This window comes from Kitasatospora sp. NPDC088346 (genome assembly GCF_044740765.1).
Classification (GTDB): domain Bacteria; phylum Actinomycetota; class Actinomycetes; order Streptomycetales; family Streptomycetaceae; genus Kitasatospora.
In genome coordinates, this window is sequence record NZ_JBIURH010000001.1 from 651,743 (window position 1) to 674,432 (window position 22,690).

At 71.5% G+C, this 22,690-nt stretch carries 16 protein-coding genes and 1 tRNA gene; 8 read left to right on the forward strand and 9 right to left on the reverse strand.

Annotation, left to right across the window (positions count from 1 at the left end; genetic code table 11):
- Positions 1-193 precede the first annotated feature (193 nt).
- The 4 genes from gltB to ACIOFR_RS02970 all read left to right on the forward strand — a co-directional run bounded on the left by gltB (position 194) and on the right by ACIOFR_RS02970 (position 8,886).
- A complete protein-coding gene (gene gltB / locus ACIOFR_RS02955) occupies positions 194-4,792 on the forward strand; it encodes a glutamate synthase large subunit (protein WP_400992136.1) in 4,599 nt (1,532 codons plus the stop codon).
- Positions 4,785-6,245, forward strand: coding sequence for a glutamate synthase subunit beta (locus ACIOFR_RS02960; protein ID WP_400991892.1), 1,461 nt, complete (start codon positions 4,785-4,787; stop codon positions 6,243-6,245). Before gltB ends, ACIOFR_RS02960 begins: the two co-directional genes overlap by 8 nt.
- A gap of 246 nt (positions 6,246-6,491) precedes the next feature.
- Positions 6,492-7,361 carry a helix-turn-helix domain-containing protein gene (locus tag ACIOFR_RS02965; protein ID WP_400991894.1) on the forward strand — a complete coding sequence of 290 codons (870 nt, stop codon included), beginning with the start codon at positions 6,492-6,494 and terminating at the stop codon, positions 7,359-7,361.
- A gap of 67 nt (positions 7,362-7,428) precedes the next feature.
- Positions 7,429-8,886 carry an aldehyde dehydrogenase family protein gene (locus ACIOFR_RS02970; RefSeq protein WP_400991895.1) on the forward strand — a complete coding sequence of 486 codons (1,458 nt, stop codon included), beginning with the start codon at positions 7,429-7,431 and terminating at the stop codon, positions 8,884-8,886.
- Between the two features lie 123 nt (positions 8,887-9,009).
- Here the strand turns inward: ACIOFR_RS02970 and ACIOFR_RS02975 are convergent, their stop codons facing one another.
- Positions 9,010-9,984, reverse strand: coding sequence for a DUF5937 family protein (locus ACIOFR_RS02975; protein ID WP_400991896.1), 975 nt, complete (start codon positions 9,982-9,984; stop codon positions 9,010-9,012).
- A 70-nt stretch (positions 9,985-10,054) separates the two neighbouring features.
- Here ACIOFR_RS02975 and ACIOFR_RS02980 point away from each other — a divergent pair, with 70 nt between their 5' ends.
- Positions 10,055-11,299: an MFS transporter gene (locus tag ACIOFR_RS02980; RefSeq protein ID WP_400991898.1), complete on the forward strand. Its 1,245-nt coding sequence runs from the start codon at positions 10,055-10,057 to the stop codon at positions 11,297-11,299.
- A 190-nt stretch (positions 11,300-11,489) separates the two neighbouring features.
- Here ACIOFR_RS02980 and ACIOFR_RS02985 read toward each other — a convergent pair whose 3' ends face one another.
- From ACIOFR_RS02985 to ACIOFR_RS02995, 3 genes are all read right to left on the reverse strand, one after another.
- Positions 11,490-11,684: a hypothetical protein gene (locus ACIOFR_RS02985; protein ID WP_400991899.1), complete on the reverse strand. Its 195-nt coding sequence runs from the start codon at positions 11,682-11,684 to the stop codon at positions 11,490-11,492.
- Between the two features lie 64 nt (positions 11,685-11,748).
- Complete coding sequence (locus ACIOFR_RS02990; RefSeq protein WP_400991900.1) at positions 11,749-12,261, reverse strand: GNAT family N-acetyltransferase; 513 nt, start codon at positions 12,259-12,261, stop codon at positions 11,749-11,751.
- 179 nt (positions 12,262-12,440) lie between these two features.
- Positions 12,441-14,258, reverse strand: coding sequence for a bifunctional metallophosphatase/5'-nucleotidase (locus ACIOFR_RS02995; RefSeq protein WP_400991902.1), 1,818 nt, complete (start codon positions 14,256-14,258; stop codon positions 12,441-12,443).
- A gap of 393 nt (positions 14,259-14,651) precedes the next feature.
- On the opposite strand from ACIOFR_RS02995, the gene pyk reads away from it, so the two are divergent.
- Together pyk and ACIOFR_RS03005 are read left to right on the forward strand one after the other, a co-directional pair.
- Positions 14,652-16,079 (forward strand): pyruvate kinase, encoded by a 1,428-nt coding sequence (gene pyk, locus ACIOFR_RS03000; protein ID WP_400991904.1) that lies wholly within the window; start codon positions 14,652-14,654, stop codon positions 16,077-16,079.
- 271 nt (positions 16,080-16,350) lie between these two features.
- Positions 16,351-17,349 carry a hypothetical protein gene (locus ACIOFR_RS03005; protein ID WP_400991906.1) on the forward strand — a complete coding sequence of 333 codons (999 nt, stop codon included), beginning with the start codon at positions 16,351-16,353 and terminating at the stop codon, positions 17,347-17,349.
- 52 nt (positions 17,350-17,401) lie between these two features.
- Here the strand turns inward: ACIOFR_RS03005 and ACIOFR_RS03010 are convergent, their stop codons facing one another.
- Together ACIOFR_RS03010 and ACIOFR_RS03015 are read right to left on the reverse strand one after the other, a co-directional pair.
- Positions 17,402-18,184: a helix-turn-helix domain-containing protein gene (locus tag ACIOFR_RS03010; RefSeq protein WP_400991908.1), complete on the reverse strand. Its 783-nt coding sequence runs from the start codon at positions 18,182-18,184 to the stop codon at positions 17,402-17,404.
- 109 nt (positions 18,185-18,293) lie between these two features.
- Positions 18,294-18,368: transfer RNA gene (locus ACIOFR_RS03015), tRNA-Leu, on the reverse strand.
- Positions 18,369-18,464: 96 nt separating this feature from the next.
- Here ACIOFR_RS03015 and ACIOFR_RS03020 point away from each other — a divergent pair.
- A complete protein-coding gene (locus ACIOFR_RS03020) occupies positions 18,465-19,115 on the forward strand; it encodes an ANTAR domain-containing response regulator (RefSeq protein ID WP_400991909.1) in 651 nt (216 codons plus the stop codon).
- 172 nt (positions 19,116-19,287) lie between these two features.
- On the opposite strand, the gene ACIOFR_RS03025 is transcribed toward ACIOFR_RS03020, so the two are convergent.
- The 3 genes from ACIOFR_RS03025 to ACIOFR_RS03035 are packed head-to-tail and all read right to left on the reverse strand — an operon-like array spanning position 19,288 to position 22,672.
- The gene (locus tag ACIOFR_RS03025; protein WP_400991911.1) at positions 19,288-20,004 is read right to left on the reverse strand and encodes an ABC transporter ATP-binding protein; all 717 of its coding nucleotides are present in this window, start codon (positions 20,002-20,004) and stop codon (positions 19,288-19,290) included.
- Positions 20,001-20,867: an ABC transporter ATP-binding protein gene (locus ACIOFR_RS03030; RefSeq protein WP_400992137.1), complete on the reverse strand. Its 867-nt coding sequence runs from the start codon at positions 20,865-20,867 to the stop codon at positions 20,001-20,003. Before ACIOFR_RS03030 ends, ACIOFR_RS03025 begins: the two co-directional genes overlap by 4 nt.
- Positions 20,868-20,875: 8 nt before the next feature.
- Positions 20,876-22,672, reverse strand: a complete 1,797-nt coding sequence (locus ACIOFR_RS03035; protein WP_400991912.1) for a branched-chain amino acid ABC transporter permease — start codon at positions 22,670-22,672, stop codon at positions 20,876-20,878.
- Positions 22,673-22,690 lie beyond the last annotated feature (18 nt).

Consider the following 22,690-nt stretch of genomic DNA (forward strand, 5'->3'; position numbering starts at 1 on the left):
CCCCAGCCCCTGGCAACCCCCCGGAAACCGCGTCTGACCTGCGGATTATGTCCGCGATGTGGACGCGATATTCCACTTCTCGGGATATCCGGCATCATGTAACCTGCACGAAATCGCATCAGGGCCAACGTCGTCCCTATTGCACAGCTTCTTGCCAATGACGACGACGGGAGAGCCGATGCTGTCTGCATCCATGCACTCCGCCAACGAGCCCGAGCAGGCCGCCGCCCGGCCCTACGCGCTCGTTCCGGATGCGCGACCTGTAGCCCAGGGCCTGTACGACCCTCGCAACGAGCACGATGCCTGTGGCGTCGGCTTCGTCGCCACGCTGACCGGCATCGCCGACCACACCGTCGTCGAGCAGGCGCTGACCGTCCTGCGCAACCTCGAGCACCGCGGCGCCACCGGCTCCGAGCCGGACTCCGGCGACGGCGCGGGCATCCTCACCCAGATCCCGGACGCGTTCCTGCGGTCCAAGGTCTCCTTCGAGCTGCCGGCCGCCGGCTCCTACGCCGTCGGCATCGCCTTCCTCCCGCAGGACGCCGACGAGGCCGCCGCCGCGACCGCCCGGATCGAGGCGATCGCCGCCGAGGAGGGCGCGACCGTCCTCGGCTGGCGCGAGGTCCCGGTCACCCCCGACCTGCTCGGTGCCACCGCCCGTTCGGTCATGCCCGCCTTCCGCCAGCTGTTCGTCAGCCACGGCGAGAAGGCCGGCATCGAGCTGGACCGGATCGCGTTCGTGGTCCGCAAGCGCGCCGAGCGCGAGGCCGGCGTGTACTTCCCGTCGCTCTCCGCCCGCACCATCGTCTACAAGGGCATGCTGACCACCGGCCAGCTGGAGCCCTTCTTCCCCGACCTGTCGGACCGGCTCTACGCCTCCGCGCTCGGCCTGGTGCACTCGCGCTTCTCCACCAACACCTTCCCGAGCTGGCCGCTCGCCCACCCGTACCGCTTCGTCGCGCACAACGGCGAGATCAACACGGTCAAGGGCAACCGGAACTGGATGACCGCCCGGGAGTCCCAGCTCGCCACCGACCTGATCCCCGCCAACGCGAACGGGCAGGGCCTGGAGCGGATCTTCCCGATCTGCACCCCGGACCACTCCGACTCGGCCTCCTTCGACGAGGTCCTGGAGCTGCTCCACCTCGGCGGCCGCTCGCTGCCGCACGCGGTGCTGATGATGATCCCGGAGGCGTGGGAGAACCACGCCACCATGGAGCCCGCCCGCCGCGCCTTCTACCAGTACCACTCCAACCTGATGGAGCCCTGGGACGGCCCGGCCTGCGTCACCTTCACCGACGGCACCCGGATCGGCGCCGTGCTCGACCGCAACGGCCTGCGCCCGGCCCGCTACTGGATCACCGAGGACGGCCTGGTCGTCCTGTCCTCCGAGGTCGGCGTGCTCGACATCGACCAGGAGACGGTCGTCAAGAAGGGCCGGCTGCAGCCCGGCAAGATGTTCCTGATCGACACCGCCGAGCACCGCATCGTCGAGGACGAGGAGCTCAAGGCCCAGCTGGCCGCCGAGCACCCGTACGAGGAGTGGGTCGCCGCCGGGCAGATCCAGCTCGCCAAGCTCCCCGAGCGCGAGCACATCGCGCACACCCACGCCTCGGTCACCCGCCGCCAGCAGACCTTCGGCTACACCGAGGAGGAGCTGCGGGTCATCCTCGCGCCGATGGCGCGGACGGCCGGCGAGGCGCTCGGCTCGATGGGCACCGACAGCCCCATCGCCGCGCTCTCCGAGAAGCCGCGCCTGCTCTTCGACTACTTCGTGCAGCTCTTCGCGCAGGTCACCAACCCGCCGCTGGACGCCATCCGCGAGGAGCTCGTCACCTCGCTGCTGAGCAACCTCGGCCCCGAGGGCAACCTGCTCGACGCCGCCCCCTCGCACTGCCGCTCGGTCGGCATCACCTTCCCGGTGATCGACAACGACGAGCTCGCCAAGCTCGTCCACATCAACGTCGACGGCGACCAGCCCGGCCTCAAGGCCGTCACGCTCTCCGGCCTCTACAAGGTCTCCAGCGGCGGTGCCGGCCTGGCCGCCCGCCTGGCCGAGATCGCCGCCGAGGCCGACGCCGCGATCGCCGACGGCGCCCGGATCGTCGTGCTCTCCGACCGCCACTCGGACGCCGAGCACGCCCCGATCCCGTCGCTGCTGCTCACCTCCGCCATCCACCACCACCTGATCCGCACCAAGCAGCGCACCCAGGTATCGCTGATCGTGGAGGCCGGTGACGTCCGCGAGGTCCACCACGTCGCGCTGCTGGTCGGCTACGGCGCCGGCGCGGTCAACCCGTACCTGGCGATGGAGTCCGTCGAGGACCTCGTCGCCCAGGGCGTCTTCATCGAGGGCGTCGAGTCCGAGAAGGCCATCAAGAACCTGATCAAGGCGCTCGGCAAGGGCGTCCTGAAGGTCATGTCCAAGATGGGCATCTCCACCGTCGCCTCCTACCGCGGCGCCCAGGTCTTCGAGGCGATCGGCCTCTCCCAGGAGCTGGTGGACGGCTACTTCGCCGGCACCACCACCAAGCTCGGCGGCATCGGCCTGGAGGAGATCGCCAAGGAGGTCGCCGCCCGGCACGCCAAGGCCTACCCGGCCTCCGGCATCCCGGCCGCGCACCGCGCACTGGAGATCGGCGGCGAGTACCAGTGGCGCCGTGAGGGCGAGCCGCACCTGTTCGACCCGGACACGGTGTTCCGCCTCCAGCACTCCACCCGCTCGCGCCGCTACGACATCTTCAAGCAGTACACCGGGCGCGTGAACGAGCAGTCCGAGCGGCTGATGACGCTGCGCGGCCTGTTCAAGCTGGACGGCAAGGGCCGCGCCCCGGTCCCGGTCGACGAGGTCGAGCCGGTCTCCGAGATCGTCAAGCGCTTCTCCACCGGCGCGATGTCCTACGGCTCCATCTCGATGGAGGCGCACGAGACCCTCGCCATCGCGATGAACCGCCTCGGCGGCAAGTCCAACACCGGCGAGGGCGGCGAGGACCCGGAGCGCCTGTACGACCCGGAGCGCCGCTCGGCGATCAAGCAGGTCGCCTCCGGCCGCTTCGGCGTCACCTCCGAGTACCTGGTCAACGCGGACGACATCCAGATCAAGATGGCCCAGGGAGCCAAGCCCGGCGAGGGCGGCCAGCTGCCCGGCCACAAGGTCTACCCGTGGGTCGCCCGGACCCGGCACTCCACCCCGGGCGTCGGCCTGATCTCCCCGCCGCCGCACCACGACATCTACTCCATCGAGGACCTCGCCCAGCTGATCCACGACCTCAAGAACGCCAACCCGGCGGCCCGCATCCACGTGAAGCTGGTCTCCGAGGTCGGCGTCGGCACCGTCGCCGCCGGCGTCTCCAAGGCGCACGCGGACGTGGTGCTGGTCTCCGGTCACGACGGCGGCACCGGCGCCTCCCCGCTCACCTCGCTCAAGCACGCGGGCGGCCCCTGGGAGCTCGGCCTCGCCGAGACCCAGCAGACCCTGCTGCTGAACGGGCTGCGCGACCGGATCGTGGTGCAGACCGACGGCCAGCTCAAGACCGGCCGCGACGTGGTCATCGCCGCCCTGCTCGGCGCCGAGGAGTTCGGCTTCGCCACCGCGCCGCTCGTGGTCTCCGGCTGCATCATGATGCGCGTCTGCCACCTCGACACCTGCCCGGTCGGCGTCGCCACCCAGAACCCGGTGCTGCGCGAGCGCTTCTCCGGCAAGCCGGAGTTCGTGGTGAACTTCTTCGAGTTCATCGCCGAGGAGGTCCGCGAGATCCTCGCCGAGCTGGGCTTCCGCTCCATCGAGGAGGCGGTCGGCCACGCCGAGCACATCGACGCCGCCGACGCGATCACCCACTGGAAGGCCGCCGGCCTCGACCTGACGCCGCTCTTCCACGTGCCCGAGCTCCCCGAGGGCGCGGCCCTGCACAACACCACCGTCCAGGACCACGCCCTCGACAAGGCGCTGGACAACCAGCTCATCGAGCTGGCCGAGGACGCCCTGGTGCGCGGCGACGCCGTCCGCATCCAGCTGCCGATCCGCAACGTCAACCGCACGGTCGGCACCATGCTCGGCCACCAGGTGACCAAGCGGTACCGCGGCGAGGGCCTGCCCGAGGGCACCATCGACGTGACCTTCACCGGCTCCGCCGGCCAGTCCTTCGGCGCCTTCGTCCCGCGCGGCATCACGCTGCGCCTGGAGGGCGACGCCAACGACTACGTCGGCAAGGGCCTGTCCGGCGGTGTGGTGATCGTCCGCCCGGCCCGCGAGGCCGCGGCCATCGGCGCGGACGCCCAGAGCCACGTGATCGCCGGCAACACCATCGGCTACGGCGCCACCGGCGGCCGGATCCACCTGCGGGGCAAGGCCGGCGAGCGCTTCGCCGTCCGCAACTCCGGTGCCACCCTGGTCGTCGAGGGCGTGGGCGACCACGGCCTGGAGTACATGACCGGCGGCCGGGTCGTGATCCTCGGCGAGACCGGCCGCAACCTGGCCGCGGGCATGTCCGGTGGCATCGCCTACGTCCTGGACCTGCGCCCGGCGAACGTCAACGACGGCATGGTGGGCATCGAGGCCCCCACCGCCGACGACCGGGAATGGCTGCGCGAGACCGTGCAGCAGCACTACGAGGAGACCGGCTCCACCGTCGCCGCCGAGCTCCTGGCGGACTGGGGCAGCGGCGTCAGCCGCTTCTCCAAGATCATGCCGACCGACTACAAGGCAGTGCTCGCCGCCAAGGACGCCGCTGAGCGCGACGGGCTCTCCGAGTCCGAGACCACTCGCAAGATGATGGAGGCGGCACATGGCTGACCCCAAGGGCTTCCTGACCACGCCCAAGCAGCTGGCCGAGCGCCGTCCCGTGGACGTCCGTCTGCGGGACTGGAACGAGGTCTACGTCGAGCGCAGCCTCCTGCCGATCATCACCAAGCAGGCCGGCCGCTGCATGGACTGCGGCATCCCGTTCTGCCACAACGGATGCCCGCTCGGGAACCTCATCCCCGAGTGGAACGACCTCGCCTACCGGGACGACTGGACCGGCGCCATCGAGCGGCTGCACGCGACCAACAACTTCCCGGAGTTCACCGGCCGCCTGTGCCCGGCTCCCTGCGAGTCGGCCTGCGTGCTCGGGATCAACCAGGACGCGGTGACCATCAAGAACGTCGAGGTCACCATCATCGACAAGGCCTGGGACCGGGGCGGCGTCGCCGCGCAGGTCCCGGAGCGCCTGTCCGGCAAGACCGTGGCCGTCGTCGGCTCCGGCCCGGCCGGCCTGGCCGCCGCCCAGCAGCTCACCCGGGCCGGGCACACCGTGGTGGTGTACGAGCGCGCCGACCGCATCGGCGGCCTGCTGCGCTACGGCATCCCCGAGTTCAAGATGGAGAAGCGCCACATCAACCGCCGCATCGAGCAGATGCGCGCGGAGGGCACCCGGTTCCGCACCGGCGTGCACGTCGGCGAGGACCTCACCGGCCAGCAGCTGCGCGACCGCTTCGACGCGGTCGTCATCGCCGCCGGCGCCACCACCGCCCGCGACCTCCCGGCCCCCGGCCGCGAACTCAAGGGCATCCACCAGGCGATGGAGTACCTGCCGCTGGCCAACAAGGTCCAGGAGGGCGACTACGTCGACTCCCCGATCAGCGCCAAGGGCAAGCACGTGGTCGTCATCGGCGGCGGCGACACCGGCGCGGACTGCGTCGGCACCGCCCACCGCCAGGGCGCGGCCTCGGTCACCCAGCTGGAGATCATGCCGCGCCCCAGCGAGGAGCGCCCCGGTCACCAGCCCTGGCCGACCATGCCGATGACCTACAAGGTCACCTCCGCGCACGAGGAGGGCGGTGAGCGGATCTACGCCGTCAACACCACCCACTTCACCGGCGACGAGGACGGCAACGTCCAGGAACTCCACCTGGTCGAGGTCGAGTTCAAGGACGGCCGGTTCGAGCCGGTGCCCGGCACCGAGCGGGCCCTGCCCGCCCAGCTGGTCACCCTCGCCATGGGCTTCACCGGCACCGACGTGAAGAACGGCCTGGTCGAGCAGCTCGGCGTCGAGCTCGACGCCCGCGGCAACGTCGCGCGCGACGGCAAGTTCGGCACCAACGTCGACGGCGTCTACGTGTGCGGTGACGCCGGCCGCGGCCAGTCCCTGATCGTCTGGGCCATCGCCGAGGGCCGCTCCGCGGCCGCCGCCGTGGACAAGTACCTGGGCGGCAAGACCCCGCTGCCCGCCCCGATCCGCCCGACGGACCGCCCCCTGGTGGTCTGACGGGTCCGCCCCACCCTCAACCCGAACCGCCGGGCGCACCACGGCCCGGCTGCACCACCCGTGACCCGTCAGAGCCGCCGGGCCCCGGTCATACGGCGCCTGCCCATTCCCCGACCAGGTATGGGGCAGGCGCCGTTCCGCTTTTTCGCCGGTGGCAGCCGGTCCGTTCCCTGGTCCTACCGGCGCCCGGAGTGAAAGGATGCCGCGGTTGGAGAACGCGGGTTGGACCGGCGGAGGGGAACCGGAATGAACGGCCAGCAGGCGGCGGGCACCGGCACGACCGCACGGCGCATGGTGCTCGGCTCCCGGCTGCGCAGGCTCCGCGAGGCCAGTGGCGTCACCCGCGAGCAGGCCGGCTACTCGATCCGCGCCTCCGAATCCAAGATCAGCCGGATGGAGCTCGGCCGGGTCGGCTTCAAGACCCGCGACGTCGCCGACCTGCTCACCCTCTACGGCGTCCACGAGGAGGACAGCCGCGCCGCCGTCCTCGACCTGCTCCAGGAGGCCAACGCCCCCGCCTGGTGGCAGGGTTACGGCGACGTCGTACCCGGCTGGTTCCAGGCCTACCTCGGACTGGAGGAGGCCGCCGCCGCCATCACCGGCTACGAGCTGCAGTTCGTCCCCGGCCTGCTGCAGACCGAGGAGTACGCCCGCGCCGTCGTCCGGCTCGGCAACGCCGCCGCCACCGACACCGAGATCGACCGCAGGGTCGCCGTCCGGCTGCGCCGCCAGCGGCTGCTCACCTCCCGGCCCGCACCCGAACTCGTGATCATCGTCGACGAGGCGGCGCTGCGCCGGCCCTGCGGCGGACCCGAGGTGATGCGGCGCCAGCTGCTGCGCCTGATCGAACTGGCCGCCCTCCCGCAGCTGACCCTCCAGGTGATGCCGCTCGGCGGCGGCGGACTGGCCGCCGAGAGCGGCTCGTTCACCATCCTCAGCTTCCCCGAGCGCGACCTGCCCGACCTGGTCTACCTGGAACAGTTCACCGGCGCCCTCTACCTCGACCGGCCCGCCGAGGTCGCCGAGTACGCCGCAGCCGTGCGCCGGCTGCGCGCCGAGGGCCTCTCGCCCGAGCGCACCCTGGCCCTCCTGCACGGGATCCTCCAAGAGAACTGACACATCAGTACGATGATGTCCCGTCAGTTGAACCCCGGGCGCGCCATGCCCCAGTGAAAGGGAACGGATGTCCTACATCGAGGAACTGTCGCTGCAGTACATCGACGGCCAGTGGCGACCGGGCAGCGGCTCCTGGGACATCGTCGACCTCAACCCGTACACCGGGGAGAAGCTCGCCGCCATCACCGTCGCCACCGTCGACGAGGTCGACCAGGCCTACCGCGCCTCCGAGCGGGCCCAGAAGGACTGGGGCAGGCTCAACCCGTACGCCCGGCGCCTGGTGTTCGAACGCGCCCTGCGGCTCATGGAGGAGCGCGAGCAGGAGATCACCCGGACGATCATCGCCGAACTCGGCGGCACCCGGCTCAAGGCCGGCTTCGAACTCTCGCTCTGCAAGGACATGCTGCGCGAGGCCATGCAGCTCTCGCTGCGCGCCGAGGGCAGGATCCTGCCCTCACCGGTGGACGGCAAGGAGAACCGCGTCTACCGGCTTCCGGTCGGCGTGGTCGGGGTGATCAGCCCGTTCAACTTCCCGCTGTTCCTCTCCCTCAAGGCCGTCGCCCCGGCGCTCGCCCTCGGCAACGGCGTGGTGCTCAAGCCGCACCAGGACGCCCCGATCACCGGCGGCACCCTGATCGCCAAGCTCTTCGAGGACGCCGGACTGCCCGCCGGCCTGCTCAACGTGGTGCTCACCGACATCGCCGAGATCGGCGACGCCTTCCTGGAGCACCCCGTCCCCAAGGTGATCGCCTTCACCGGCTCGGACACGGTCGGCCGGCACGTCGCCCAGGTCGCCGCCGGCCACTTCAAGCGCACCGTGCTCGAACTCGGCGGCAACAGCGCCCTGATCGTGCTCGACGACGCCGACCTCGACTACGCCGTGGACGCCGCGGTCTTCAGCCGCTTCGCCCACCAGGGCCAGGTCTGCATGGCCGCCAACCGCGTCCTGGTCGACCGCAGCGTCGCCGAGGAGTTCACCGAGCGGTTCGTCCGCAAGATCGCCACCCTCAAGGTCGGCGACCCGCTCGACCCGGCCACCCAGATCGGCCCGCTGATCAACTCCGCCCAGGCCGACTCGGTCACCGCGCAGGTCGACCGGGCCGTCGCCGACGGCGCCACCGTCCTGCTGCGCGGGGCCACCGTCGGCACCCTGATGGACCCGGTGGTGCTCACCGACATCCCCGCCGACGCGCCGATCCTGCACCACGAACTCTTCGGCCCGGTCGTCGTCGTGCTCCCCTTCGACGGCGAGGACGAGGCCGTCCGGATCGCCAACGACACCCCGTTCGGCCTCAGCGGCGCCGTCCACACCGCCAGCGTCGAGCGCGGGGTCAGGCTCGCGCAGCGGATCGACACCGGCATGATCCACATCAACGACGGCACCATCCACGACGAGCCGATCGTCCCCTTCGGCGGCGAGAAGAACTCCGGCCTCGGCCGCCTCAACGGCGACGCCACGGTGGAGGCGTTCACCACCCTCAAGTGGATATCCATCCAGCACGAGCGCAGCCGCTTCCCGTTCTGAGCCGCGCCGGCCCCTCCCCGGCACTCCGGGGCGGGGCCGGCGGCGGTGCCCGGGACCCACCGTGCCGCTGCCGCGCGGCTGCTGTCCCGGGGCCGCTGTCCCGCGCCCCTACCTGCTACCCCGCTACCCGCCGCCGGCCGCCAGCAGCGACTCCGCCACCGCCGTCCGCAGGTAGAGCACCGAACGCCCCGTCCGGTGCCGCGCCACCAGCCCCGCCCCCCGCAGCGCCGTCAGATGGTGCGACACGTTCGGCGCCGACAGCCCCGTACGCTCCGCCAGCTCCGTCGTCGAGGCCGGCGCCCCCAACTCCGCCAGCAGCAACGCCCGGGCCCGCCCCAGCACCCCCGCCAGCCCCTCCGGCACCGGCACCGACCGCTCCCAGAGCGTCGCCACCCCGCGCGGCGGATACACCAGACCCGGCTGCCACGGCGGATTCGACTGCGAGTACACCCCCGGCCACGCGAACACCGACGGCACCAGCACCAGCCCCCGCTCCCCGTCCAGCACCCGCTCCGCCGCGAACCAGCGGTGCGCCACCCGCAACCTGCCCGCCTCCCACGACACCCGCGGATGCAGGTCCTCGAACAGCGCCGCCGGTCCGCCCACCGACATCTGCCGCGCCCGGCGCAGCACCTCGCCCTCCACCAACCGCACGATCCGCGGCCAGTACGGCTCCACCGCAGCCGCCCAGTACGCCCGCACCTCCCCGGCCAACCGCGCCAGACCCGCCACCGGATCCGCCCGCAGAGCCGCCACCAGCGGCGGCAACGGCCCCTCGAACCGGTCCAGATCCACCCGGACCTGCTCCGGCGCCGTCGCCACCAACCGCGCCAACTCCTCCTCCAGCGACGGCGACCAGCCCGGCGGCACCGGCGTCAGGAAGTCCGGCGTGTACACCGTCGGCACCGGCACCAACTGGTCCAGCAACTCGAACCCCACCCCCGCCAGCCGCGCCCGCACCTGCCGCACCCACGGCAGGTGCACCGCGTGCTCACCCGGCTCCTTCAGCACCTGCACGCTGTTGGCCACCTCCCACAGCGGCGAACACGCGAACCGGGTCAGCGCCACGTCCTGCGCCGAGAACGCCAGCGTCAGCATCCACCCCTCCGAGGATTCCACCCACACGAAATCAATGGGCACCCCCGACCGGCCGCCGGAGGATCGCCGCATGACCAGCACGATCATGCCGCCACCCCGCACCCGCCCGAACACCGCCCGCGGACGAGGCCTCCTCGGCGCCCACCTCATCGACAGCCTCGGCAGCGGACTCCTGCTCGCCTTCACCGTCGTCTACTTCGCCCGCACCACCACCCTCGGCCTGCCCGCCATCGGCGCCGCCATCAGCCTCGCCCGCCTCCTCGCCCTGCCCACCGCCCTCCTCACCGGCCCCCTCATCGACCGCTACGGCGCCCGCCGCGTCGCCGCCACCGCCAACCTGCTCTCCGCCCTCGCCCACACCGCCTTCCTCACCGCCCACCAGACCTGGCAGATCGTCACCGTCGTCTTCCTCGCCCAGATCGGCACCGCCGCCTACTGGACCGCCAGCACCGGCCTGGTCGTCCTCGCCGCCCACCCCGACGACCGCCCCCGCTGGTTCGCCCTCGTCGGAGCCCTGCGCAACGGCGGCCTCGCCCTCGGCGGCGCCGCCGGCGCCCTCCTGCTCGCCCTCGGCGGCACCGACGGACTGCGCGCCACCGTCCTCGGCAACGCCGCCAGCTTCGCCCTCGCCGCCCTGCTGCTCGCCACCTGGCGCCCCCTCAACGCCCCCGCCCCCGCCCCCGACGACGACCTCGGCAGCTACCGCACCGTCCTGCGCGACCGCCGCTACCTGCTGCTCGTCGCCGTCAACCTCAGCTTCGTCTTCGCCTCGCTCGTCCTCAGCCTGCTGCTCGCCCTCTACCTCACCGAGGGCCTGCACCAGCAGGCCTGGCTGGCCGGCTCCCTGCTGTTCCTCAACAGCGCGCAGATCGTCCTCACCCAGACCGCCGTCGCCCGCCGCCTGGCACGCTTCCGCCCCACCCGGGTGATCGCCGCCGGGTCGCTCCTCAACGTCCTCGCCTTCGCCCTCTTCGCCCTGCTCTCCGCCGCCCCCGGCTGGGCCGCGGTGGCCGGCGCCCACCTCGCCATGCTGGTCTACAACCTCGCCGAGACCGTCGCCTCCCCGTACTCCGAGGAGCTCAGCGTCCGCCTCGCCGACCCCCGGCTGCGCGGTCGCTACCTCGCCGTCTACCAGCTCTCCTGGACGGTCGGCCAGACCGCCGCCCCCTGGCTGCTCACCCTGCTGCTCGCCCGCGGCCCGGCCTGGCCCTGGGCGCTGCTCGGCGGGCTCAGCCTCGCCGCCGTCCCGGCCCTGCTGCTGATCGAACGGCTCGGCGGGCCCGCCGAGGAACGCGGCACACCGCCGGCGGCCTGACCAGGGCGTACGTCGGGGAACCGCACGGCGCCACCACGGCGCCACCACGGCGTCTCCCCGGGGCGCTGCCGTCGTCCGTCCTGGAGGTCGGCCCCCGTGGGCAGCGTGCCGGGCCCGCTGTTCGCCGCCGCAGGTGCGCCACCGGGCTGCCGGCCGGCCAGCTCAGGCTCACCCTGCTCGGCTCGCTGCTCTACGTCGTCCTGATCAGCGAGCCGTCCATGTCGCCGTCCGTGTCGCCGTCCGCCCGGCACCTGACGGAACTCCCGGAGGGCCTGGTCGCGCCCTCGGCCGTCCCGGTGAGCGGTGCCGGCCCAACGGGTGGCTGCTCGACCGGCGTGACCCGTTCGTCGGCGTCCAGGCGGTCGACGATCGGGGGGTCCGCCACGGCACGCTGCGGGGGCTGATCGGCTGACAGATTTCGATAGTTGTCAGTCGTCAGCTGTTGATTGTCAGCCGCAAGCCGTCAGCCGGAACGCCTCCAGCTCCGTGCCGTACCAGCGGTCGGTGCGCCCCAGCGGCTCCATGCCCAGTCGGCGGCAGACCGCCTGGGAGGGAGCGTTGTCGGGGTACGTGACCGCGAAGACCTCCGAGAGGCCCTCGGCGAAGCCCTTCGCCAGCGCGCCCCGGGCCGCCTCGGTGGCGTACCCCCGGCCCCAGCAGTCCGGGTGGAAGTGCCAGCCGACCTCCACCTCCCCGCCGCCGTCCGGGATCGGCACCAGCAGGACGGTGCCCGCCACCAATCCGCTGTCGCGGACCTCGACCGCCCAGCAGCCGAACCGCGGGTCGGCGGAGCGGCTCCGGAACCGCTCCACCAGGGTCTGCGCCTGCTCCCGGTCCGTCAGCGCGCGCGGGGTCGATCCCAGCCAGCGGGCCACCTCCCAGCGGCCGTACAGGTCGAACGCCCGGTCCACGTCGCTCGCCGTCCACAGCCGGACCGTCAACCGCTCGGTATCGAAGATCATCCCGCCCCTCCCGGATCCGCCGGCCCCGGTCGCCCCGGTCGCCCACCGGCCTCCATCCTGGCCTCCGGAGCGGCCCGTCCGCGCGGACTTTCCGCGCGGACTTCCGAGCGGACGACGACGGCGGGGGCGGCCGGCTGCCCGGCTCGCCCCCGTCGCCCATGCGGGAGTGACGCGTCCGGTCAGAACAGCGGGACGCCCGCCCGCACCAGGCGCCAGGTGCCGCCGCTGATCTCCGCGGGGTCGATCACGCCCTTGGCCTTCACCCAGGCGATCATGGTGTTGCGGATCTCGTCCGAGTTCGACCAGACCTTGGTCGCCGCCGCCACGTGCGGGAAGTTGCCGCCGCCGTTGGCCCGGTAGTTGTTGACCGCCAGCACGAACTGCGCCGCCGGGTCGACCGGCTTGCCGTCGTACGACAGGCCGGTGATCCGGGAGCCGACCGGCCGGGTGAGGTCGATGTCGTACGAGACGCCGTACACGGAGTCGTAGTTGTAGTCCGGGATGTTCTGCTGGTTGGTCAGGGTATCCGGGTCGATCGCGTCGCCGGGCGCCCGCGGGGCGAAGTACCGGGCGGAGTACTCCAGGTAGTCCTTGATCTGGGCGCCGGTCATCAGCCGGGCCTCCAGGGTGTTCTCGTAGATGTACAGCCCGGCGGCGTCCCGCAGCTTCACCTGGCCGGCCGGGATCAGCGCCGTCCGGTTGAACGGCGCGGCCTGCGCCAGCACCGGCAGGGCGGCGTACGGGGTGGCGGCGAGCGCCGTGCGGACGGCGTCGGCCTGCACCCGGCCGATCAGGTCGATGATCGGGACGTCCCTGAACCGGGCCTCCGCGATGGAGAGTTCGGTCTTGCTGGTGCCGATCACCTGGTTGACGTAGGCGACCACCTTGCGGTGCTGGGCGCCGATCAGCTTCACGATCGCCGGGTCCTCCGGCACGGTGTTGGAGTTGAGCACACGCGAGCTGACCGAGCTGACCGTCCACGCGCCGCGCTGGTACTCGACCTCGAAGTCGAAGCAGGTCAGCCGCTCGCCCCAGCACAGCGGCTCGGAGAGCACCACGGTCTTCCCGGTGGTCTTGTTGACCACCAGCCGCTGCGGGATCTCCTTGTGCGCGTGGCCGACCAGCACCGCGTCCACGCCCGGCACGGTCTCGGCCAGCTGCACCGAGGCGTTCTCCGGCCAGGGCAGCTGGTCGCCGTAGGAGGAGACCTCGTCCATGCCCGAGTGCGAGGCCACCACGACGACGTCCGCGCCGGCCGCCCGCAGCCGCGGCACGTACTTCTTCGCCATCTCGACGATGCCCGGGAAGACCAGCTGGCCCGCGACGTTCGCCTTGTCCCAGATCGCGATGCCCGGATTGGTCAGGCCCAGGATGCCGACCCGCAGTGCCCGCCCGTGGCCCAGTCGCAACTCCTTGATGACGTACGGCGGGAAGGCCGGCCGCTCGCTCTTCGCGTCCTGCGCGTTGGCGCCCAGCAGCGGGAAGTCGAGCTGCTTCTCGTACGCGCGCAGCACCGGGATGCCGTAGTTGAACTCGTGGTTGCCGAGCGCGGCCGCGTCGTAGCCGATCGCGTTCATCGCGGCCGCCATCGGGTGCTTCGGCCCGCGCTTGCCGGTGATCGGCTCGACCCGCGCGAAGTAGTACGAGAGCTGGGTGCCCTGGATGGTGTCGCCGGCGTCGATCAGCAGGGTGCGGTGGCAGCCCTTCTCCTCCCGGACCTGCTTCACCAGGGTGGAGATCTTCGCCAGGCCGACGTCGTTCTTCGCCTTGTCGTCGTACTCGGAGTCGGTGAAGTACTCCCAGTTGAGCACGTGGCCGTGCAGGTCGGTGGTGCCCATCACGGTGAAGGACTCCTTGACCGGCGCCCGGCGCGCCGCCTCGTCCGCGCCCTGGGCGGCCGCCGGGGTGGCGGCGACGACGGGGACGGCGCCGACCAGTGCGGCGCCGGCCGCCGTCGCGGCGGAGCGGGTCACGAAGTCTCGGCGGTTCAACGGCATGGACGACTCCCACGGGGGCGGACGGACCGTCAGCGGGGCTGACAGGGGCATGTTGTGACGCGCGTAGAAGTCTGCCCGGCGAAACGTCCGGGGACCAGCCCCCCGACGTTTCCGGCAGGTGAGTTCTTGGCGACCCCGGCGTGACACCGCGACCCTGCCCCCGTACGTCCGTGCGTCAACCGCGCCGTCGGTGTCTCACCCGAACCGCGGGCCGCACGCCCCGGCACGGGCGTCCGCGCAGCTCGCGGGAGTCCGTCCATCGGCGGTAACTCCAACTCACCGCACGGCAGGTCACGATGTGTCAGTTTGTTAATCAAAACTTTCTGCAACAGCCACCGGTCCAACGGCCGGAACTTCGTTGTTACGCACCGGTAATGCCTACGCTCTAGAGGTATGCGCCGAGCAAAAATCGTCTGTACTCTCGGGCCGGCCGCCGACTCGTACGACCAGATCAAGGCCCTGGTCGACGCCGGAATGGACATCGCCCGATTCAACCTCAGCCACGGATCGCAACTGGAGCACGAGGAACGCTACCGCCGGGTCCGCAAGGCCTCCGACGAGAGCGGCCGCAGCGTCGGCATCCTCGTCGACCTCCAGGGCCCGAAGATCCGCCTGGACACCTTCGCCGATGGGCCTGTACTTCTTGAACGCGGCGACGAGTTCACCATCACCGTCGAGGACGTCGCGGGCGACCGCGACATCTGCGGCACCACCTACAAGGGCCTCGCCGCCGACGTCTCCCGCGGCGAGCGCATCCTGATCGACGACGGCCGGGTCTGCCTCGAAGTCACCCACGTCGAGGGCCCCCGGGTGCACTGCATCGTCATCGAGGGCGGCCTGATCTCCGACCACAAGGGTCTCAACCTCCCCGGCGTCGCCGTCTCCGTGCCCGCGCTCAGCGACAAGGACGTCGCCGACCTGCGCTGGGCCCTGCGGACCGGCGCCGACCTGATCGCCCTGTCCTTCGTGCGCAGCGCCAAGGACATCGACGAGGTGCACCGGATCATGGCCGAGGAGGGCCGGACCCTCCCCGTCATCGCCAAGATCGAGAAGCCGCAGGCCGTCGAGAACCTCGAATCCATCGTCGACGCCTTCGACGGCATCATGGTCGCCCGCGGCGACCTCGGCGTCGAACTCCCGCTGGAGCAGGTGCCGATCGTCCAGAAGCGCGCGGTCAAGCTGGCCAAGCGCAACGCCAAGCCGGTCATCGTCGCCACCCAGATGCTCGACTCGATGATCAACGCGTCGCGGCCCACCCGCGCCGAGGCCTCCGACGTCGCCAACGCCGTCCTGGACGGCACCGACGCCGTGATGCTCTCCGGCGAGACCTCCGTCGGCAAGTACCCGGTCGAGACCGTCAAGACCATGAGCCGCATCATCGAGGCCGCCGAGGCCGACGTCCTCGCCGCCGGCCTCCCGCCGCTGACCGAGCGCAACAAGCCCCGCACCCAGGGCGGCGCCGTGGCCAGGGCCGCCGCCGAGATCGGCGACTTCCTGGAGGCCAAGTACCTGATCGCCTTCACCCAGAGCGGCGACACCGCCCGCCGGCTCACCCGCTCCCGCTCGCCCATCCCCGTGCTCGCCTTCACCTACGAGCCCGCCGTCCGCAGCCAACTCGCCCTCACCTGGGGCGTGGAGACCTTCCTCGGCCCGTTCGTCCCCACCACCGACGAGATGGTCGCCCAGGTCGACGCCCAGCTGCTGAGCCTCGGTCGCTGCCGGAAGGGCGACATCGTCATCATCACCGCCGGCTCACCGCCCGGACTGGCCGGCTCCACCAACCTGGTCCGGGTCCACCACGTCGGCGAACTCGACAACTGACCACCGCGCCACCCAACGGCGCACCGCCGACCACCGCACCACCGCACCGCTGAACACCGCACCGCTGAACACCGCACCACCCGGGCACCATCACCGCTGAGGCGCCGCCCCTTTGGGAGGGGGCGGCGCTTCACGTTTCCGCACCGATCACGGCCGCCGCGCACCGGTACCGTCCCCATCCCGTCACAGCCGGACCGACCCTGCGGCCGCCCGGGTACGTTCCCCTCGACCGGCCCGGCAGCAGGGCCGCCCACAGGGGGACCGACCCGCCATGAGCAGCAGCAGACCGCGCAGATCCACCGCCCTCGCCCTCGCCGCAGCCCTCCTCGCCGCAGGCCTCGCCACCGCCTGCGGACCCGAGGACCACGCCGACCCCGCCCCGGCCCCGGCCGCCACCACCCCGGCCGCCGGCACCGCCGCCCCGGGCGCCGCCACCGGCACGCCCGCCGCCGCGAAGGCCGGCACCGTCACCATCGGCAGGACCGCCTACTGGGGCGGCCTGCGCTTCGACGTCAAGACCGCCACCTACACCCCCGACCCCGACCCCGACGGCGAACGGTTCGAGGTCACCCTCGCCACCACCGTCACCAACACCTTCCGGACCACCGCCGTCCGCGACTGGCCCGACATCGCCATCGACATCGGCGGAACCCCGCTCACCGGCGACCACGGCAGCGCCGTCCCGCCCACCCCCGGCGCCACCAACCCGCTGCAGATCACCTTCACCGGCACCGGCCCCTTCGGCTTCGACGGCGCCTCCCTCGTCCTCGGCGACTCCGGCCAGGCCCAGTCCGTCGTCCCCCTCGGCACCGGCGGCCGGCCCGCCGTCACCCTCGCCCCCGTCGACCTCAAGCTCCCCGCCAAGCCCGCCCTCACCTCCGGACGGCTCACCCTCACCCTCAAGTCCGCCCAGCTGCGCGCCGACGTCGGCGGCGGAAACGGCAGCGGCGCCCTCACCCTCGGCCAGCGCGGCCTGCTCCTCGTCTTCGACCTGAACGGCCAGGTCGGACCGGCCGGCATGGCCCTCGACGGGGGAAGCCTGCGCCTGCGGCTCCCCAACGGCCAGGAGGTCGGCCCCACCGTCGCCCCCATCGAGGCCATCTACCCCGACCGCCCGACCCGGCAGGACCAGGTCGCCTGGTTCGTCTTCCCCGGCGCCACCGACGGCGACTACACCCTCACCGTCACCGACCCCGACCGGGGAACCGCCGCCCCCGCCACCGCCGTCCTGCCCGCCACCGGGGTCAAGGCTAGCGGCCCCGTGGACTGACCCGCCGCCCCACCGGCCGACGGCGCGGCCCTCCGGGGGGAGGGCCGCGCCGTCACCACTTCGCGCCGACGTGCTCGTCCAGCAACGCCACGGACGCCCGCCGGGCGACGGAGACGTTGACCGCTCCGCCGGCGCGCCGGCAGGCCTTCCACTCGACACCCACGGCATCCAGGGTGTCGGTGAACAGACGGACGATGTCGGCCGAGGTGTTGGTGAAGAAATACCGGGGATACTCGTGGCGCCGGGTCGCACCGGCGACCGTACGCGTGGCCCAGTTGGTGATCCGGCACCCGTCCGAGTGGATCAGGCCTCGGACCAATCTCCAGGGATGGGCCGTCACGATCTCCTGCTGCCACGGGGCGAGGACGATCGGGCGCTCGTGCTTCTTGCCGGGTCCGTGCTGCGGGAAGTAGCAGGGCAGATGCTTCGAGTACACCTTCACGTCGTGGCACCCGCCCCGGCTGACCCGGCACGGCGTGTTGTTCGGCAGCACCAGTCGTATGGTGTGCTCGACCTCGTTCATCAGTCCGGGCCATTTGTCGTCACAGGTGATGGCGAGGCTGTGCGCGCGGTGCTGCCTGGGCTGGACGATGTACCCGTCGCCCAGGTAGAGCCCGAGCAGATAGCTGTAGGCGGAGCGGTCCAGAGGGTCACCGTGGCAGTGGAGGCAGGTCGACGGCCTCCGCCCGGGTAGTGCGTGCCGTCGTGAGAGGTCCGCGTGTTTCCAGCGCGCGACGGTCCCGACGGGTACACCGCACCGTTCGGCCACCTCGACATTGCGGCACCCGTTGCGGAGCAATGAGACGGCGTGCTGCCTCACGCTGAGATCGTGCATGGGAGCGAGGCTTGCGGCGAGTCATCCATTCGGAGTGGGTAATCGCCGATATTCACCCGAGGTGATGAAGATCCTCGCTTGACTTACGACCTTGAAATCGAAGGTTAAGTGCCCCGAGTGGGATTCGAACCCACACTGTATGGTGTTTGAGACCATTGCCTCATGCCAATTGGGCTATCGGGGCCTACACTTCGAAGGCGGATGGCCTCCCGGTGTGACACCAACATACCGTGTCTAGGTAGGCTCGTGCATGCAGTACCCCGCCGGAACGAGGAGCCCCGTGAGCACCGCCGACGAGCAGCCCCAGCCGCTTGAGCCCGATCTGCCCCAGATCACCCGCATCGTCATCGCCGAGGACGAGGCCCTGATCCGCCTCGATCTGAAGGAGATGCTGGAGGAGGAGGGCTACACCGTCGTCGGCGAGGCGGGGGACGGTGCGACCGCGGTGCGGCTGGTCGAGGAGCTCAGGCCCGACCTGGCGATCCTGGACGTGAAGATGCCCGTCCTGGACGGCCTCTCGGCGGCCGAGCAGATCCACGAGGCCCATCTCGCCCCCGTCCTGATGCTGACCGCCTTCTCGCAGCGCGAGCTGGTGGACCGTGCCCGGGACGCTGGTGCGATGGCGTACATCGTGAAGCCGTTCAGCAAGAGCGACCTGGTGCCGGCGATCGAGATGGCGGTCTCCCGCTACACCGAGATGCGGACGCTGGAGGAGGAGATCGCGGATCTCACCCAGCGGTTGGAGACCCGCAAGCTGGTGGACCGGGCGAAGAGCGTGCTGCAGACCAAGTTCGGGCTGACCGAGCCGGCCGCGTTCCGCTGGATCCAGAAGACCTCGATGGACCGCCGGATGACCATGGCCGCCGTCGCGCAGGCCGTGATCGAGGAGGGCGACGCCCAGGACCGCAAGAAGGCCGAGTCCGAGGCCTGACGGCACGTCGCCGACCCGTCCCGCTCCACTCCGCTCCGCCCCGCCGGGCCGCCTCCGGCGGGGCGGAGCGCTGTCCGGGCCCGGTCCAGGTCCGGGGCGTGCCGCGCCGCCCCGGGGCGGACGGCGAAGGGCCCCGCCGTCCGGCGGGGCCCTTCGCGCGTGCGGGTGTTGCTCAGTCCTCGCCGAGGTACGCCTTGCGCACCGACTCGTCGTGGAGCAGGTCGGCACCGGTGCCGGTGAGCACGACGCGGCCGGTCTCCATGACGTAGCCCTGGTCGGAGAGGGACAGGGCGGCCTGGGCGTTCTGCTCGACGAGCAGGATGGTGGTGCCCGCGGCCTTGAGCTCCACGATGGTCGCCATGATCTTCTGCATCATCAGCGGGGACAGGCCCATGGAGGGCTCGTCCAGCATGAGGAGCTTCGGACGGGACATCAGGGCGCGTCCCATGGCGAGCATCTGCTGCTCGCCGCCGGACAGGGTGCCGGCGGCCTGCTTGCGGCGCTCGCCGAGGATCGGGAAGAGCGTGTAGGCGCGCTCGACGTCCTCGGTGATGCCGGGGGTGTCCTTGCGGAGGAAGGCGCCGAGGAGGAGGTTCTCCTCGATGCTCATCCGGGGGAAGATGTGCCGCCCCTCGGGGGAGTGGGCCAGCCCGAGCGAGACGATCTTGTGGGCGGGGACCGCGGTGAGCGGCTTGCCCTCGAAGGTGATCTTGCCGGAGGTCGGCCGGAGCAGCCCGGAGAGGGTGCGCAGGGTGGTGGTCTTGCCGGCGCCGTTGGTGCCGATCAGGGTGGTGACCTCGCCCTGGTTGACGGTGAAGCTGATGCCCTTGACGGCTTCGATCTTGCCGTACGAGACGCGGAGGTCCTCGACCTCAAGGAGCGCGGTCACTGGTCTGCCTCCGTGCTGGTGTCCGTGCTTGCTGCCGGGGTCTCGGTGGCCCCTTCGAGCGGCGCACCGAGGTAGGCGGTGATGACGCGCTCGTCGCCCTGGACGGTCTCGCGGTCGCCCTCGACGATCTTCTGGCCCTGGACGAGGACGGCGGTGCGGTCGCACAGGTTGAAGATGAACCGCATGTCGTGCTCGATGACCAGGATCGCGATGCCCTTGTCGCGGATCGCGAAGACCAGCTCCTCGGCGGCGCGGGTCTCCTGCGGGTTCATGCCGGCGGTGGGCTCGTCGAGGAGCAGCAGGCCTGGGTCGCTGGCCAGGGCCCGGGCGATCTCCAGCTTGCGCTGCTCGCCGTAGGGGAGGTTGCGGGCCAGGTGCTCGGCCTTGTGGGCGAGGCCGCAGAACTCCAGGAGTTCCATGGCCTTTTCGCGGCTCTCGGCCTCGGCGCGGCGGTAGCCGGGGCCGCGCAGGATGGCGGAGAAGAGGCCTTCCTTGGTCCGGGTGTGCCGGCCGACCAGGACGTTCTCCAGGACGGTCATGTTGGCGAACAGCCGGATGTTCTGGAAGGTGCGGGCGATGCCGGCCTGGGTGACGAGGTGGGGCTTGGGCGGCAGGACGGTGCCCTTGTACCGGACGGTGCCCTCGGTGGGGACGTAGAGGCCGGTGAGGCAGTTGAAGAAGGTGGTCTTGCCGGCGCCGTTGGGGCCGATCAGGCCGACGATCTCGCCGCTGTTGACGGTGAGGTTGACGTCGTTGACGGCGGTGAGGCCGCCGAAGCGCATGATGACGCCGGTGGCTTCGAGGATCGGGGTGGTGTCCGCGTTGTCGGCGGGGCGCGGGGCGGGGACGGTGCTGGTGGTCATGGTGCGGGTCACGCCCCTGCCTTGGTGAGTGCGGGCTCGCCGGCCGTTGCGGGCGGCGGCGAGTCGGCGGCGTCCTCGTGGAACTCCAGCTGGGCGCGGCGGTTGGCGATGAGGCCTTCCGGGCGGACGCGCATGAGCAGGACGAGGGCGATGCCGAAGACGAGCAGCTGGTAGTTCTTGAGGAAGACCAGCTTCTCCGGGATCAGGTAGAGCAGGGTGGCGCCGACGAGCGGTCCGCTGATGGTGCCCATGCCGCCGAGGACGACCGCGGCGACCAGGAAGGCGCTGTTGGGCGGGACCGGTCCGGCGAACTGGTACGGGTCGGGGACGACGCTGTAGCTGACGTGGGCCATGACGGTGCCGGCGAGGCCGGCGAGCGCGGCGCCGAGGGCGAAGGCGAGCAGCTTGAGCTTGAAGCCGTTGATGCCCATGGCCTGGGCGGCGGTCTCGTCCTCGCGGATGGCGACCCAGGCGCGGCCGATCCGGGAGTCGTTGGCCCGGCTGAAGATGATCACGACGAAGGCGGTGACCAGGAGCATCAGCAGGAAGTAGTTGGCGAACCGGCCGAGGGTGAAGGACCCGAAGGTGTGCTCGGCGCCGAAGTTGAACCCGAGGATGTCGAGGTCGGGGATGTTGCGGATGCCGTTGGGGCCGTTGGTGACCTTGGGGCCGGAGATGCCGTCGAGGCTGTTGACGGCGATGCGGAAGATCTCACCGAAGCCGAGGGTGACGATGGCGAGGTAGTCGCCGCGCAGGCGCAGGGTCGGTGCGCCGATGACGACGCCGAACACCAGGGCGGCGGCCATGCCGGTCAGGGCGGCGGCCCAGAACGGGAAGTGCAGGCCGACCGGGGAGGAGCTGGAGCCGGAGACCAGGGCGGCGGCGTAGGCGCCGACGCCGAGGAAGGCGACGTAGCCGAGGTCGAGCAGACCGGCCAGGCCGACGACGACGTTGAGGCCGAGGGCGACGGTGGCGAAGATCAGGATGTTGACGCCGACGGTGGCGAAGTGGTCGTCGGTCTGGGTGAACGGGAAGGCGGCGGCCGCGGCGAAGGCGGCGGCGGTGGTGGTGCCGCGGTGCCGGGCGGTGATCGCCGTGAGCTGCCCGAGCAGGCCGCCGCGCAGCAGCGCCCAGCTGCCGATGGCGGTGAGGATCATGAAGCCGATGAACAGCTCGCCGTACTCGGTGGTGATGCCGTAGGTGAAGACGGTGAGGCCGACGGCGGCCGCGCCGATGATGATCAGGACCTCGACCCAGCGGTTCTGCGGCGGTGCGGGCCGCAGGTCGGGGCGGGGGCCGATCAGGCGGCCGAGGGAGCCGGCGATGTGGCGGAGGGTGACCAGCGGGTTCCTGGTCTCCGGTGCCGGGGTGACGCTGCTCTGCTGCGGCAGGCCGAGGGCGCCGATCAGCGGGATCAGCGAGGCCACGGCGGCGATGGCGCCGCCGGGTTCGAGGTTGGCGACGCCGCCGAGCTCGACGCTGATGGCGATGACGGTGAACCAGGTGGTGGCGAAGCCGGCGACGGCGAGGATCAGCGCGGCGGCCTCGGGGCCGGCGGGGCTGAGCCAGCGGGTGCCCTTGACCCCGTACAGGGGGAGGGCGAACGCGGCGGTGAGCAGGCCGGCGACCAGGGTCAGGATCTGCAGGCCGCCGGGGTAGCCGTCGACGGTGAGGTCACCGGGGAACTCGGCGGTGTAGGTCCAGTGGATCATGGTGCTGGCGGCGGTGGCCAGACCGCCGACGGCGACCAGGGCCTTGGCGGCGACCGGGGGCATCGGGACGGCACGGCGCGTGATGGTGCTCATGGTGTGGGTCTCCCGCTT

Coding starts and splice junctions, on each gene's coding strand:
- gltB (WP_400992136.1), top strand. CDS start 194: ATGCACTCCGCCAACGAGCCCGAGCAGGCCGCCGCCCGGCCCTACGCG.
- ACIOFR_RS02960 (WP_400991892.1), top strand. CDS start 4,785: ATGGCTGACCCCAAGGGCTTCCTGACCACGCCCAAGCAGCTGGCCGAG.
- ACIOFR_RS02965 (WP_400991894.1), top strand. CDS start 6,492: ATGAACGGCCAGCAGGCGGCGGGCACCGGCACGACCGCACGGCGCATG.
- ACIOFR_RS02970 (WP_400991895.1), top strand. CDS start 7,429: ATGTCCTACATCGAGGAACTGTCGCTGCAGTACATCGACGGCCAGTGG.
- ACIOFR_RS02975 (WP_400991896.1), bottom strand. CDS start 9,984: ATGCTGACGCTGGCGTTCTCGGCGCAGGACGTGGCGCTGACCCGGTTC.
- ACIOFR_RS02980 (WP_400991898.1), top strand. CDS start 10,055: ATGACCAGCACGATCATGCCGCCACCCCGCACCCGCCCGAACACCGCC.
- ACIOFR_RS02990 (WP_400991900.1), bottom strand. CDS start 12,261: ATGATCTTCGATACCGAGCGGTTGACGGTCCGGCTGTGGACGGCGAGC.
- ACIOFR_RS02995 (WP_400991902.1), bottom strand. CDS start 14,258: ATGCCGTTGAACCGCCGAGACTTCGTGACCCGCTCCGCCGCGACGGCG.
- pyk (WP_400991904.1), top strand. CDS start 14,652: ATGCGCCGAGCAAAAATCGTCTGTACTCTCGGGCCGGCCGCCGACTCG.
- ACIOFR_RS03005 (WP_400991906.1), top strand. CDS start 16,351: ATGAGCAGCAGCAGACCGCGCAGATCCACCGCCCTCGCCCTCGCCGCA.
- ACIOFR_RS03010 (WP_400991908.1), bottom strand. CDS start 18,184: ATGCACGATCTCAGCGTGAGGCAGCACGCCGTCTCATTGCTCCGCAAC.
- ACIOFR_RS03030 (WP_400992137.1), bottom strand. CDS start 20,867: ATGACCACCAGCACCGTCCCCGCCCCGCGCCCCGCCGACAACGCGGAC.
- ACIOFR_RS03035 (WP_400991912.1), bottom strand. CDS start 22,672: ATGAGCACCATCACGCGCCGTGCCGTCCCGATGCCCCCGGTCGCCGCC.